At 56.3% G+C, this 13,157-nt stretch carries 12 protein-coding genes and 2 pseudogenes; 12 read left to right on the plus strand and 2 right to left on the minus strand.

Annotated elements, in window-relative coordinates; translation table 11 throughout:
• The first annotated feature begins 71 nt into the window (after window positions 1-71).
• The 8 genes and pseudogenes from H5T67_00470 to H5T67_00505 all read left to right on the plus strand — a co-directional run bounded on the left by H5T67_00470 (window position 72) and on the right by H5T67_00505 (window position 6,171).
• Window positions 72-524 (plus strand): zinc-binding protein, encoded by a 453-nt coding sequence (locus H5T67_00470; protein MBC7243793.1) that lies wholly within the window; start codon window positions 72-74, stop codon window positions 522-524.
• A 10-nt stretch (window positions 525-534) separates the two neighbouring features.
• The gene (locus H5T67_00475; protein MBC7243794.1) at window positions 535-942 is read left to right on the plus strand and encodes a dinitrogenase iron-molybdenum cofactor biosynthesis protein; all 408 of its coding nucleotides are present in this window, start codon (window positions 535-537) and stop codon (window positions 940-942) included.
• A 29-nt stretch (window positions 943-971) separates the two neighbouring features.
• A complete protein-coding gene (locus tag H5T67_00480) occupies window positions 972-1,481 on the plus strand; it encodes an ABC transporter ATP-binding protein (GenBank protein ID MBC7243795.1) in 510 nt (169 codons plus the stop codon).
• Complete coding sequence (locus tag H5T67_00485; protein MBC7243796.1) at window positions 1,468-2,199, plus strand: ABC transporter permease; 732 nt, start codon at window positions 1,468-1,470, stop codon at window positions 2,197-2,199. The genes H5T67_00480 and H5T67_00485 overlap by 14 nt, the downstream gene beginning before the upstream one ends.
• 33 nt (window positions 2,200-2,232) lie before the next feature.
• On the plus strand, window positions 2,233-4,464 hold the full coding sequence (locus H5T67_00490) for a xanthine dehydrogenase family protein molybdopterin-binding subunit (protein MBC7243797.1): 2,232 nt from the start codon (window positions 2,233-2,235) through the stop codon (window positions 4,462-4,464).
• Window positions 4,465-4,887: 423 nt separating this feature from the next.
• Window positions 4,888-5,335: pseudogene (locus H5T67_00495) on the plus strand (MogA/MoaB family molybdenum cofactor biosynthesis protein).
• A 198-nt stretch (window positions 5,336-5,533) separates the two neighbouring features.
• Window positions 5,534-5,935 carry a helix-turn-helix transcriptional regulator gene (locus tag H5T67_00500; protein ID MBC7243798.1) on the plus strand — a complete coding sequence of 134 codons (402 nt, stop codon included), beginning with the start codon at window positions 5,534-5,536 and terminating at the stop codon, window positions 5,933-5,935.
• Between the two features lie 5 nt (window positions 5,936-5,940).
• Window positions 5,941-6,171, plus strand: a complete 231-nt coding sequence (locus H5T67_00505) for a DUF5320 domain-containing protein (GenBank protein ID MBC7243799.1) — start codon at window positions 5,941-5,943, stop codon at window positions 6,169-6,171.
• Window positions 6,172-6,478: 307 nt separating this feature from the next.
• Here the strand turns inward: H5T67_00505 and H5T67_00510 are convergent.
• A pseudogene (locus H5T67_00510) lies at window positions 6,479-6,806 on the minus strand (phage integrase N-terminal SAM-like domain-containing protein).
• 260 nt (window positions 6,807-7,066) lie between these two features.
• On the opposite strand from H5T67_00510, the gene H5T67_00515 reads away from it, so the two are divergent.
• Window positions 7,067-10,276, plus strand: a complete 3,210-nt coding sequence (locus tag H5T67_00515; protein MBC7243800.1) for an N-6 DNA methylase — start codon at window positions 7,067-7,069, stop codon at window positions 10,274-10,276.
• A gap of 92 nt (window positions 10,277-10,368) precedes the next feature.
• Here H5T67_00515 and H5T67_00520 read toward each other — a convergent pair whose 3' ends face one another.
• Window positions 10,369-10,617 (minus strand): macro domain-containing protein, encoded by a 249-nt coding sequence (locus H5T67_00520; protein ID MBC7243801.1) that lies wholly within the window; start codon window positions 10,615-10,617, stop codon window positions 10,369-10,371.
• 357 nt (window positions 10,618-10,974) lie between these two features.
• Here H5T67_00520 and H5T67_00525 point away from each other — a divergent pair, with 357 nt between their 5' ends.
• The 3 genes from H5T67_00525 (at window position 10,975) to H5T67_00535 (ending at window position 13,100) form a co-directional block, all read left to right on the plus strand.
• Window positions 10,975-11,730: an ABC transporter ATP-binding protein gene (locus H5T67_00525; GenBank protein ID MBC7243802.1), complete on the plus strand. Its 756-nt coding sequence runs from the start codon at window positions 10,975-10,977 to the stop codon at window positions 11,728-11,730.
• Window positions 11,711-12,652 (plus strand): SufD family Fe-S cluster assembly protein, encoded by a 942-nt coding sequence (locus H5T67_00530; protein MBC7243803.1) that lies wholly within the window; start codon window positions 11,711-11,713, stop codon window positions 12,650-12,652. The genes H5T67_00525 and H5T67_00530 overlap by 20 nt, the downstream gene beginning before the upstream one ends.
• 85 nt (window positions 12,653-12,737) lie before the next feature.
• A complete protein-coding gene (locus tag H5T67_00535; GenBank protein ID MBC7243804.1) occupies window positions 12,738-13,100 on the plus strand; it encodes a winged helix-turn-helix transcriptional regulator in 363 nt (120 codons plus the stop codon).
• Window positions 13,101-13,157 lie beyond the last annotated feature (57 nt).

A 13,157-nucleotide genomic window follows, 5' to 3' on the forward strand; every position in this document is an offset into this window, starting at 1 on the left:
GAAGAATGAGCTGGAGAGGCTCCTGGCGAAGTTCGTATCTTGAGAGAATAAAGCAAAGTAGATCTTTCGAAATGACAGAGGTAAAGCAAGAAGCACCCGTCAGGTTGCTGCCAGTTTGCGCCAAAGAGGCAGAGAACCTAGACATCATTCTGGCTTGCGATGGAGCAGCCAGCGTGGGTCAGGTCGGCCATCAGGTGGCAGTTGAGTTGACAAACTCTAAGGAAGCGGCGCGTATGTGTTGCATCACTGCCGTCGCTGCCGACTCAAAGCCGCACGTAGACATCGCCAAGCGCGCTAGACGACTGATTGTCATCAATGGCTGTGGCAATCGCTGCGCCAGCAAGGTACTAGAAAGGTTAGAGATACCTTATGATTATGAGACAGTGATCGCCAAGGAGGGAATGGAGAAAGTGCCTACGTTGGACTTTGACATGGCTGATGTCGAGCGCATTGCCAAGAAAATCGCTGACGAAGCGCTAGAGCCACTGCCCTCTGAAGAAAAATCAGGAAAAGAAAAGGAGTAATGGAAAGACTATGAAGATCGCTGCTGTATCTGAAGATGGAAAGATCATCAGTCAACATTTTGGACGTGCCCCGTTTTATGTCGTCGTCACGATCGAAGACAACAAAATCGTAGCACGTGAAATACGTGATAAAATGGGTCATGCGCAATTCGTTGGCGAACCACATGCCGAAGAGTCCCATGGGACTGACCCGCGCGGCCACGGCTTTGACGCTGGCGCGCAAAGTCGCCATGCCCGCATGGCAGCCGCCATTGCCGACTGCCAAGTGCTGTTGGCGCGGGGGATGGGTGCTGGCGCCTACGAGAGCATGGCCCAGGCTGGCATCCGCCCCATCATCACAGATATCGCTTCCATTGATGAGGCCGTGCAGGCTTATCTGAACGGTCGCTTGGTAGATCATACCGAGTGGCTACATTAAGCCTTTCCGATGCCAGACTCTCGCGAGGTATGAAACGCGCATTGACCATCGCGGCTGCGCTAGCGCACCGCCCGCCGCTGCTCTTCCTAGATGAACCCACAACTGGCTTGGACGTGATAAGCGCGCGAAATTCGCGGCGCATGATCGCTGCACTCCGCGATGAGGGAGTAACCGTCTTCTTGACCACGCACTATCTGGAAGAAGCCGAGCAATTGTGCGACCGTATTGCCATTATTGTCCAGGGGCGTATTGTTGCTCTAGATACTGTGGATGGCTTAAAGGCACTAGCTCAGAGCAACGTGGTGGTGGAAGCGACTGTTGCCGACCCCAATGGGAACATCCGTACTATGCGCTTCTATGGCAAGGATGTGGTGGCCACCGTCCAATTGGCTTTGACGCAGAGTAAAGATCGGCATATCTTGGCAATCAGTACTGTCCGCCCGACACTAGAAGACGTCTTTGTCCAACTGACTGGTTTGAGTGCCGAAGTGATAGTGGTCGAAAAAGGAGGGAAAGGGCAAAGCAATGTGGCGGGATGATTTGCGTTGTATGTTCTACATCGCCCTGAAAGATCTGGAGGCTTATTACTTCAAGCCTCCCAACATCAGTTGGGGCATTCTTTTCCCCTTTGCCTTTGTCCTGGCTTTTGCCATCCGCAACCCGAACGATGTGCATACGCTAATGCCAGGGCTTCTAGGATTGACCTTGCTGTTCGGGACTAGTTCGATGGAAGCCATCGTTATTGTTTTCGAGCGGCGCATCGGTGCGTTAGAGCGGCTGTTGCTGGCGTCGATACGTTTGCCTGCATTGCTGGCAGGCAAACTACTGGGTGGAATGGCTTTTGGACTGACCGTAACGCTGGTAGTGCTGCTCATAGCGCTGCTAGTCTTTGGTACTGCCGGCATCAACTGGCTGCTGTTGTTCCTCGCCATGCTCTTCTCTGCGGCGGCTTTCCCTGCATTGGGCGCATTCGTATCAATAGCCGTGAAAGAGGTGTTCGAGGCACAAACCTTGGCAAACTTTATCCGTTTCCCGATGATGTTCCTTGGCGGCGTCTTCGTGCCCATCAATACACTACCCTTGCCCTTGCGGGTGATTGCTTGGCTCTTGCCGCTCACTTATGCGGTAGAGGTACTGCGCGCCGCATTGTCCGGAACCGCCTGGAGGGCCTGCGCTCTTGATTTGCTCATACTGGCATTGTTTGCTATGATTCTATTTAGCCTGGCCGTGCGCATCCTAGAGCGCTGGCTAGACTAGAGCGCAGTGCCCACCCCGCAGAGAGGAGGAAAGATGGACACCAAGGTCATAGGCCAAAGCTTGCCGCGTGTTGACGCTTGGGAGAAAGTTACCGGACAAGCACGCTACCCCGGTGATTTCTCTATGCCTGGGATGCTCCACGCTAAAGTGGCGTGGAGCGAGTATCCGCATGCCCGTGTGCGGCGCATTGACACATCCAAGGCAGAGGCACTGCCCGGTGTGGTCAAGGTTATCACCTACCGCGACGTGCCAGTCAATGAGTACGGCATTAACATCAGGGATCAGCCGGTACTGATTGCGGAAGGGGATAAGGTGCGCTGGGTAGGTGACCGCATTGCCATCGTCATTGCGGAGACGGAAGAAATCGCGGAGCAAGCTCGCTGGTTGGTGAAGGTGGATTACGAGCCCTTGCCCGTGGTTACTGACCCGCGCGAGGCTATGAAGCCAGGAGCTCCTTTGGTGCACGATGAACGCGGGAACACCAATATCCTGCAACACTTCCGCATCCGCAAGGGGGATATCGAGGTGGGCTTTGCCCAAGCCGATGTGATTGTCGAAGGATATTACATTACCCCCCACGTAGAGCATGCCTACCTGCAACCAGAAGCCGGCCTGGGCTATATTGATGAACAAGGTCGGGTAACGGTAATCTCTGCTGCGCAGTGGCCACATGACGACCTCCATCAGATCGCGCATATGCTTAACGTGCCACAAGACCAGCTCCGCGAGATTGTACCCGCCGTAGGCGGGGCATTTGGTGGCAGGGAGGATATGTACATCCAACATTTGCTAGCCCTGTGCGCTTATGTCGTCCGCCGTCCGGTGAAGATGGTCTTCAGCCGCGAGGAATCTGTAATGCGCACTGGCAAGCGCCATCCCTTCTACCTGCGCCATCGCTGGGGCGCAACCCGCGACGGCAGGCTCACTGCTGTGGAAATCGAGGGCATTTCTGATGCCGGAGCTTACGCCTCTACTAGCGTCCCTGTGCTGGCCAATGCTACCAGTTTCTTTGCCGGACCTTACGTGATCCCCCATGCCAAGATTGATGGCTACACCGTCTATACCAACAACGCCGTGACCATGGCCATGCGCGGATTTGGCGCCACGCAGGCTCCAGTGGCCTATGAGCAACAGATGGATAAACTCGCTGAAGCGCTGGGCATGGATCCAGTGGAACTGCGTCTGAAGAACCTTTTTGAAGAAGGATCGATCGCTGTGACTGGCAACCGCATGCCTCCTGGGGTAGGCATCAAGGAAACATTGCGACGAGCGGCGCTGGCTGCGGGCTGGCGCGAGGAAAACGGCCACTGGTTCAAGCCCGACCTAGGTCGACCTTCCGCGCCTCATAAGCGCCGTGGCATCGGCGTGGCTTGCGCTTACAAAAACGTCGGCTACTCTTTTGGCTTCGATGACAAGACTACGGCGCGCGTGGAGCTCTCCCTGGAAGAGTCAGGGACCATCCAGCACGTGCGCGTGCTGGTTGGCGCCTCAGACGTTGGCGAAGGAGTGCACACCGCTCTGGCACAGATCGCTGCTGAGGCCCTGGATGTACCCTTGGATCGAGTAGAGATTGCCCCGCTGGATACCGCAGAGGTGCCGGATGCTGGCTCCTCCTCGGCTTCACGGCATGTCTATATGTCTGGCAATGCCGTGTTGCGTGCTTGCCGGGCAGCTAAGGCAAAGCTAGAGGACGTATTGCATGCAGAGAGCGGAGAGCGCCACATCACAGCAGAGTACACCTACCACGGACGCAGCGTCCGCCCCACCAGCGCTTATGACCCTGAGACCGGCCAATGCGATCCTCATATCAGTTACGGCTACGCCACGCAGATTGCTTTGGTTGAAGTGGATACGGAAACAGGCGTAGTGGACGTGCTCAAAATATGGGCCGCCCATGATGTGGGCCAAGCCGTGAACCCTGATATGATCGTGGGTCAGATAGGCGGTGGGATACACATGGGGTTGGGCTATGCCTTGATAGAAGAGTTCATCCAGCTAGAAGGTATGGTGCGCACACGCAACTTTGCGGAATATCAGATTCCCACCGTTCTCGATATGCCAGGCGAGGTTGTGCCAATCATTGTAGAAGTGCCCGATCCCACAGGCCCCTATGGTGCCAAAGGAGTGGGCGAAATGACCACCTTGTCTACTGCGCCAGCCATTCTCAATGCGATTCACGATGCAACCGGGATATGGCTGGATCGGCTGCCAGCTACGGCAGAAAGAGTGCTCTACCATCTTCGAAAGATTCCTCTGGGAACCTGAATCTACGAAAGAGCGGGTAGCAAGTCAGTATTTACGGACCGCTTCCTAGTCAGGCACGAACTTGCTCAAATCTGGCATGCTGTTCGTTGCACGCAATGGCGCACTAACCGGCATCCGTAGCGTTTCGAATAGGATTGTCGCCACTGAATGAGCACACACAAGACTCTGCCAGAAATACTGAGGCGAGCCATTGAGGTATGGCGTCAGGAGGGCGTCAAGAGCCTCTGGTTCAAGATACTAGGCGAGACCATCTATCGCCGCATGGTACTAATGGAGCGACTGCTAGACGAGCCTATCTCCGAAGTGATGCCACGTGTGCCAATAACCACTGCCCTGCTTCACGAAAATGACATTGCGGAGTACATTCGTTTCCGACCTGAGGCCGATCCCATCAAGGTACACGAACGGTTAGCTTCTGGGGAAATGTGCTTTTTTGGAGGTAAGGTGGTTTCGTATGCAATCGTCCCCGATGAAAAAGCACAGATTCAGGCCGCCTTGCTCGATCTGGTGGACCGTCAGAGCGTGGACCTCGTTCTCACCACCGGTGGCACTGGCCTAACGCTCCGCGATGTAACCCCTGAGGCGACATTGGCGGTCATTGAACGGGAGATGCCTGGGCTAGCAGAGCTCATGCGCATGGAAGGGTATCGGCAAACACACCGTATTTGCGGTGCTCTCCCGCGCTGTAGCGGGCATCCGTGGCAAAACCCTCATTGTGAACCTGCCAGGCAGCCCTCAGGCAGTGCGCCAACACATGGAGCTCCTGGGACCACTCCTGCCTGCTGCGGTGGCGCTGGTGAAGGGTGAAGCACCACCCAATGGCATCAACGACCCCGCTTGGAAAGCTCGCTTTGGCGGTGGAACAAAGTAAGCGGTACTTTATCCAGAAAGCTGTCATGTTTCGCCTTGCGATGCAGCCTGCAATAAGGGTCATCAAAAACCCACGGATACTTACCGTGCGGTGAAGCTTCTGCTCCGGGATCATGCGTTGATTTGACAAATGAGAGCATTTGTGGTATAATATATGTGTAATTCATATAGAAGATCATATCAGATAAAAGGAGATTATATGTGCGGCAAACATCACGAAGAGTTTGACGAGAGTGCAGGCCGCTGTTGCCCTCCCAGAGGCAGAGTGCGAGGCTTCGTGCAGCCCTGGTTGCTGTTGCTCTTGGCTCAAGCACCTGCCCACGGCTATGACCTGATGGAGCGGTTGGCTCAGGATGAAGACAGCCCTGGCGCTGACCCCGGTCTGCTCTACCGCACCCTGCGCCAGTTCGAAGAAGAAGGGCTGGTCCGTTCATCCTGGGACACAGAGGGCGGCGGCCCAGCCCGACGCGTATATGAAATCACCGAGGAGGGATTGGATTACCTGCACGCCTGGGCAGCGAACGTCCGCCGCACGCGCCGGCGATTGGACCGCTTCCTCAGTGAATATGAAGCACAGTTTGGTAAGAAAGAAAAGAGGTGAAAGAGATGCGTGAATACGGCGAATATCGTAGCCATCATGGTTATGGCTGTTGCTGGGACGAGGGATTTTTTGGCCCTTGGATGCGCTTTGGCCCGCGCATGATGCGCTTTGGCCGACGCTTCCCTACTCGTGAGGAGCGTATTGCCTGGCTCGAGGAGTACTTGCAAGAACTACAGGCTGAGGCGAAGGCGGTGGAAGAGCGCATTGCTGAACTCAAGGCCAGAGAAACGGAATAAGATGGAAACTCTTCATCGAGAAAGCCGTGGCGCAGATCGTCGCTGTGGTGCGGGAGCTTCGGCATAGATACTGCTTACCTGGCCGCTTGACGGGATCTCGGAACACCCCGATCACAAGGCCATCAGTCATTGGACAGCCGAAGCTTTCCCGCGGGCAGCCGACCCTGCAGCCTGTCTTGCGCAGTCGGACATGGGGCTATCGCTTCATACACTAACTGCCCTGTACCACATTGTCGGCCTTATTCCGTAGCACAGGCGCTGGGAATGGCCCATTTACACACCGTGCCCGATGAGCAAGTGACAACGACTATAGACGTTTCAGCCGCTTGGGTCGCTTGGCGCGCAGGGCGTCAACGGGACCCAGGTCCTGGTGGAGTACCTCGCGATATGAGGAAGAGCAGGGCACTGAGGGCCTGGTTCTGTGTCGAAGCAGCGACGTTTTCCTTGACGGCCAGGTAGGTGAGAAAGGCTTCGACCTCGGGAGCGCCCATTTCGGACGGGTGACGCACGCCGTGGAAGTAGATGTAGCGCTTGATCCAGCCGACGTAGGCCTGTTCGGTGCGGATAGAATAGTGCTTGAGGTGGATGGCGTCGCGGACCTGGTCCAACAGTTTCTTGGGGCGTTGCTCCTCCATAGGTTGTCTCCTCGAACTTGACAAGAAAAGATTTGTGTTGCATAATACAGGCGTCGTCGGACCTGCATCGTTAACCCGATTGCCCAGTCAAGACTTCAGGTATTATAGCCGAAACTGGCATAAGTCAACTTTCAAGCACGCTATACCGAATTGATTCTGTCTAGGAATCGGGGTAGCTAGGCCGAAATAGTTCGGTCTACTCAATAGTTAGCGCGGACGCTGCGCGTCCGCGCCGTTAGCCCGCCAGAAACGAGGATGACATGAGCGATCCGACGCCATTCAAAGCCTACTTCAAGGAGCTACACGCCGTTGCCCAGCAAGGCGACGCGCGGGAGGAGAGCTTCTACCCCGCGCTCGCCAACATGCTGAAGACGTTTGCCGATGCAACCGGGCGGAAGCACATCCGGGTGACGACCCTCCCAAAGCCGACGGACGCGGGCAACCCCGATTTCCGCCTGTGGAACGGCACGGACCGGATCGTCGGCTATGTCGAGGCCAAGAAACCGACGGAAGAACGGCTTGACGAGATCGAGCAGTCGGAGCAACTCACCCGCTACCGCGCAACATTCCCGAACCTCATCCTCACCAACTTTTTTGAGTTTCGCCTCTATCGGAACGGGGAACGGATTCAGACAGTGCTCGCGGCGCGCCCTTTCGTGCTGACCCGCCTGCACACAACTCCGGTTCTCGAAAAGGGAGACGACCTTCGCACCCTTCTCGACCGGTTCCTCGATTTCTCCCTCCCGCAGTCGTTCACGGCGGAATCGCTGGCCGTCGAACTGGCCAAGCGCACGCGTTTCTTGCGCGATGTGGTCGCTCAGCAGCTCGCGCAGGAGAAGGATGCGCCCGGCGTTCTCACCGGCTTCTTCGAGGCCTTTCAGACCTATCTGATCGGCGCCCTGACGCCCGAGGACTTTGCCGACCTCTTCGCCCAGACCATCACCTACGGCCTCTTTGCCGCCCGCACCCGCGCCGGAGACGGCTTCAACCGCCGCGCCGCCTTCGACGCCATCCCGCACACCATTGGCGTTTTGCGCGACCTGTTCCGGTTTATCTCGCTGGGCGAACTGCCGGAGCAACTGGCCTGGTGCGTGGACGACATCGCCGAGGTGCTCGCCGTGGCCGACGTCCCCGGCATTCTTGACCGCTACTACCACGAGGGCAAGGGCAGCGACCCCATCGTCCACTTCTACGAGACCTTCCTTGCCCAGTACGATCCCGCCGAACGCGAACGGCGCGGCGTCTACTACACCCCGGAGCCCGTCGTCGGCTATATCGTCCGCTCCCTCCGCGGCATCCTCAAGACCCACTTCGGCAAGCGCGATGGCCTCGCTTCCGACGACGTGACCCTGCTCGACCCCGCCGCCGGGACCATGACCTTCATCGCCCGCGCCGCCGAACGGGCCGTGGCCGAGTTCGTGGCCAAGTACGGCCAAGGCGGCCGCGCCGATTTCATCCGCCGCCACATCCTCAAGAACTTTTACGCCTTCGAACTGATGATGGCCCCCTACGCCATCGGGCACCTCAAGATGAGTTTCTTCCTGGACGAATTCGACTATCACCTGGCAGATAACGAACGAATGCCTTTTTATTTGACCAATACCTTGGACATGAGCGAACTAGAGGGCAGCAAGCTGCCGGGGCTCTCCTCGCTAGCCGAAGAATCCCATCTTGCCTTGCAGGTGAAGCGTGATACGCCTATTTTGGTCATTCTGGGCAACCCGCCTTACTCCGGCCACTCGGCCAATACCGGCGCGTGGATTCGCGGGCTGATCGAGACCTACAAGCAGGTGGACGGCAAACCGTTGGGCGAAAAGAACCCCAAATGGCTTCAGGACGATTACGTCAAGTTCCTGCGCTTCGCGCAATGGAAGATCGAGCAGGCCGGGCGCGGCGTGGTCGGTATGATCACCAATCACGGCTATCTGGACAACCCGACGTTCCGAGGGATGCGCCAGAGCCTCATGCGGACCTTCGATGAAATCTACGTCCTCGACCTGCACGGCAATTCTCTCAAGAAAGAGACCGCTCCCGACGGGAGCAAGGACGAGAACGTCTTCGACATCCGCCAGGGTGTCGCCATCGCCTTCTTCGTCAAGCGCGGCGGCAAGACAAAATCCGACGCCGTGGTCCGGCATGCGGACCTATACGGCTCCCGCGAGGCGAAGTACGAGTGGCTGAAGGCACATGACATCGCAGATACAGGCTGGCGGGAGCTAAAGCCTAAACTGCCCTTCTATCTCTTTGTGCCACAGAGCGAAGCATATTTCGAGCACTATAGCAGATTCCCTTCCGTCAATAACGTTTTCGTCGAGTCCAACACGGGCCTCATTGCCGGCCGCGACCGTTTGGCAATCCAATTTTCCAGAGATGAAGTTTGGCACACGGTGCTTACGTTCTCACAGATGCCGCCAGAATTGGCTCGGCAAGCATTTCAGTTGGGCAAAGACGCGAGAGATTGGTCTATTACCGCAGCCCAAAAAGATCTAAATACCTTTGGTTTCAATAAGGAACGGATAGTGCCAATCCTCTATCGGCCATTTGATGTTCGATACACGTATTATACGGGTAGGAACAAGGGTTTCCTTAGATGGTGTTATCCCCATTTCATGCGCCACATGCTGGCGGGGGAGAATGTGGGCTTGGTCACCGCAAGGCAAATGGATACATCAGGAATACAGCAGGTTTTTGTAGCCAATTCAGTAATAGATGCTCATTCGATAACCTCCGCTGTTTCAATTTCTTACCTTTTCCCTCTCTACCTCTACCCTGACACCTCTAAAAAGGACCTCTTCAGCAAGCCTGAGCCAGACGAGAGGGAGCCAAATCTCGATCCCACGGTCGTGGCGGCGCTGGCGTCGGCCTACGGCTGGGAACCCACCCCAGAGGATATCTTCCACTACGTCTATGCCGTGCTCTACGCGCCCACATACCGGACAAAGTACGCCGAGTTTCTGCGGATGGACTTCCCGCGCATCCCCTTTACGGCGGACGCGGAACTGTTCAGGCAACTTGCCGCGCTGGGCGAGCGGCTTGTCGCGTTGCACCTGCTCAAATCGCCCGAACTCGATCCGCCCATTGCCCGCTTCCAGGGCGAGGGGGATGGGAAGGTGATCGTCTCGGGCAAGAAGGGCCTTCGCTACGACGCCGAGCGGAAGCGCGTGTACATCAACCCGAACCAGTATTTCGAGGGCGTTCCGCCCGAGGTGTGGGCGTACCAGATCGGCGGCTACCAGGTGTGCCACAAGTGGCTGAAAGACCGCAGAGACCGCACCCTCACCCTGGACGACATCCGTACCTACTGCCGCATCGTCACGGCGCTGGCGCGGACCATTGAATTGCAGCAGGAGATTGACGGCCCCTATCCGGAGGCGGAGAAAGAGATCGTCCCCCTGCCAGGCGCGGAAACCAAAACCAAGACGGACAGCCTAACAAACGGGTCCACGCGACGGCGTACCCGCCGCCCGTGAGCGGTGACGTTGGGCGCGTGGCGCTTTGGTCAGCCCTTGAAACAACCCGTTATCCAGCGAGAGCATTCACTGCGAATCGCGATGGCTCTGTGTCAAGAACTCATGTTCTCTAGGTTGCCCTGTTGCCGTGCTAAACCAATTCCTTCAGCGCTCTTGATGCCGTGCTTGGAAGCCAGTTCCAGGCTGTAACGGTAAGCACTGGCCAGGTTCTCTGCCTCCCCTTGCGTTCCACCGCGGTAGATGGGACCCACGGCATGGATGTTGTGGAGGGCGATGGCGGCGCAGGATGTGGCGAGCTGTGGCGCTGATGCTGCCCGTTTCCTGATAGGTTTGCACGAGATGTGTCTTGCTTACGCGATTCATCGTGTATACTTCCCGGTAGGCCAGATCGGCCATAGGGGGTGCTCCTCCTGGTGAAGTTTTTGCCACAACTCTTACCACAGGAGCACCCCCTTTTATCAAGATCGCCTGCATCACCTGGTAACGATCTGTTGGCGCAAGCGTAATGAAGCTTTGTCTATTCTGCTACACATGGCTATAATATAACTTGTGGTCACGGGACCGTCTCTTAAAGCATGTGTCCCTTGACTGTCTAATTGCCGACGGGGAGCCTCTGCCTGGAAGATGCATATCTACGTCTGGCAGGTAGAGGCTCTTTCTACGCTGTGGAAACACACTCAATGCGAAAGAGGTGCAAAATGCACAATGGCTATCTTTTGCGCGTGGAGAATCTCCATCTGCAACGACAAGAGAAAAAGATCCTGCGCGGCGTAACTTTTGAAATTGCGCCCTGGCAGGTATTTGCACTCCTGGGCCGCAATGGCTCAGGTAAGTCCAGCCTGGCTTACACCTTGATGGGTTGTGCGGGATATAGCCCTTCCGAGGGACGCATCCTCTTCAATGGCCAGGACATTACCAACCTCTCCATTACCGAACGCGCACGGCTAGGCATGACCCTAGCGTGGCAAGAACCTGCCCGCTTTGAGGGACTGAAGGTAAAGGACTATCTCGCGCTGGGAATGAAGGAACCATTGCGGGAGCGGATGGAAGCGGCACTGAACGCCGTAGCTCTCTCTCCGCTCTCCTATCTGGAACGCACCGTCAACGATGCCCTTTCCGGTGGCGAACGGAAGCGCATCGAACTGGCTGCCGTCTATGCAATGCACCCGCGTCTAGCCATCCTCGACGAGCCCGATTCGGGCATTGATGTGCTTTCGCTGGATGACATTGCCCGTCTGATTCGCCGCCTGGCTGCAGAGGGAACTTCTGTGCTGCTCATTACACACCGCAACGAGATGGTATCGGTGGCTGATAAAGCAGCGTTGATGTGCGCAGGCGAAATCCTGCGCGTTGGAAAACCGCAGGCGATGTGCGACTATTACACCAGCCGTTGCCAGCCGTGTGTGACGGCCGAAGCCGTGGAGCCCGTCGGAGATGAGTATGAGCGATTTTGAAGCTATCTTGAAAGCCTATGAGCGCTCAGGGGGCAATCCTCATTTCCTCAAGTCATCGCGTGTGGCCAGCCTGGTCGTCAGCGGCAATCGCATCCTGGGTGCAAACGAAGTCGCTGGGATTCACCTCATCTCTGAACCATTGCCAGATGGAGTGCGGGTCAAAGTAGTAATTGAACCAGGGATCAAACTGGACACCCCGGCCCATCTCTGCTTTGGAGTGATCCCGACGGAAGGCACGCAGCGCATCCTATCCGAATTCGAAATTGGCGCAGGGGCCAAAGCGGATTTCATCGCTCACTGCACCTTCCCCAATGCCAAGCGCATTGTGCACCTCATGGAAGCGCAGATCCATGTAGGCCGCGACGCTCAAATGAAATACTCCGAGACTCATTATCACGGTGAAGAAGGGGGCGCCGAAGTGCTGCCCAAAGCCCAGATTGTCGTAGATGAAGGTGGGCAGTATACAGCAGAATTCACATTGACCACCGGTCGTGTGGGCAAGCTAGATCTGGATTACGTAGTGGACGTAGGCGCCCACGGAGTGGCTGAGCTGACCACCAAAGCCTATGGCTACGGTACAGATACCATCTCTGTGAAAGAAACTATCCATTTAAATGGCGAGGCGGCGCGTGGCCTAGCTAAGGCACGCATTGCTGTGCGCGATCAAGCCACCAGTGAGGTAATCGGCACAACCGAAGGAAACGCCCCCTTTGCTCGTGGCCATGTGGACTGCATCGAAATTGTACGCGATAAAGCGATAGCCAATGCCATCCCCGTGGTCAAGGTAACGGATCCCCGTGCGTACGTAACCCATGAAGCAGCCATTGGCACCGTGGACAAGAAGGAACTGGAGACATTGATGGCTCGCGGTCTGGATGAGGAGACCGCTGTGGATGTGATTATCCGAGGCATGTTACGGTAGCTGCGAAGTGCACAGCAATTTGACTTTTGGGCAAAATTGTTGTATATAATATATAAATGTCGGTTTATACAAATGGGCTACGCTCATGAAAATCATAACGACAGAACTGCAACAAATTGCGCAGACAGAACCTAGCATCCTGAAGGACCTCGCTGCTGACCTGGGCATCATTGCTGACGAGACACGGTTGCGCATTCTCGATCTTTTGGTCAGTGGCGAGCAATGCGTGTGCGATATCACAAAGGCGCTTGAACTATCGCAACCACTGGCTTCCTATCATCTGGCGGTGCTACGCGCGGCGGGATTAGTACGCACACGCCGCGATGCACGTTGGGCCTACTATTCCCTCAATTGGCAACGCCTGCAGGGCATTGTCGCCTCTTGCCAGCAGCTTTTCGATTCCGGACGTGTGTCGAATGTGCCAACACCAAAAGCACGTTGTCCATGAATACATCATGACCAACATTTGCAGAGGAATGAATTCACCATGACGCAACAACCTACG

Source organism: Chloroflexota bacterium (assembly GCA_014360905.1).
Taxonomy (GTDB): domain Bacteria; phylum Chloroflexota; class Anaerolineae; order UBA2200; family UBA2200; genus JACIWX01.

Coding starts and splice junctions, on each gene's coding strand:
- H5T67_00535 (MBC7243804.1), top strand. CDS start 12,738: ATGAAAATCATAACGACAGAACTGCAACAAATTGCGCAGACAGAACCT.
- H5T67_00480 (MBC7243795.1), top strand. CDS start 972: ATGAAACGCGCATTGACCATCGCGGCTGCGCTAGCGCACCGCCCGCCG.
- H5T67_00475 (MBC7243794.1), top strand. CDS start 535: ATGAAGATCGCTGCTGTATCTGAAGATGGAAAGATCATCAGTCAACAT.
- H5T67_00490 (MBC7243797.1), top strand. CDS start 2,233: ATGGACACCAAGGTCATAGGCCAAAGCTTGCCGCGTGTTGACGCTTGG.
- H5T67_00485 (MBC7243796.1), top strand. CDS start 1,468: ATGTGGCGGGATGATTTGCGTTGTATGTTCTACATCGCCCTGAAAGAT.
- H5T67_00500 (MBC7243798.1), top strand. CDS start 5,534: ATGTGCGGCAAACATCACGAAGAGTTTGACGAGAGTGCAGGCCGCTGT.
- H5T67_00530 (MBC7243803.1), top strand. CDS start 11,711: ATGAGTATGAGCGATTTTGAAGCTATCTTGAAAGCCTATGAGCGCTCA.
- H5T67_00525 (MBC7243802.1), top strand. CDS start 10,975: ATGCACAATGGCTATCTTTTGCGCGTGGAGAATCTCCATCTGCAACGA.
- H5T67_00505 (MBC7243799.1), top strand. CDS start 5,941: ATGCGTGAATACGGCGAATATCGTAGCCATCATGGTTATGGCTGTTGC.
- H5T67_00470 (MBC7243793.1), top strand. CDS start 72: ATGACAGAGGTAAAGCAAGAAGCACCCGTCAGGTTGCTGCCAGTTTGC.
- H5T67_00515 (MBC7243800.1), top strand. CDS start 7,067: ATGAGCGATCCGACGCCATTCAAAGCCTACTTCAAGGAGCTACACGCC.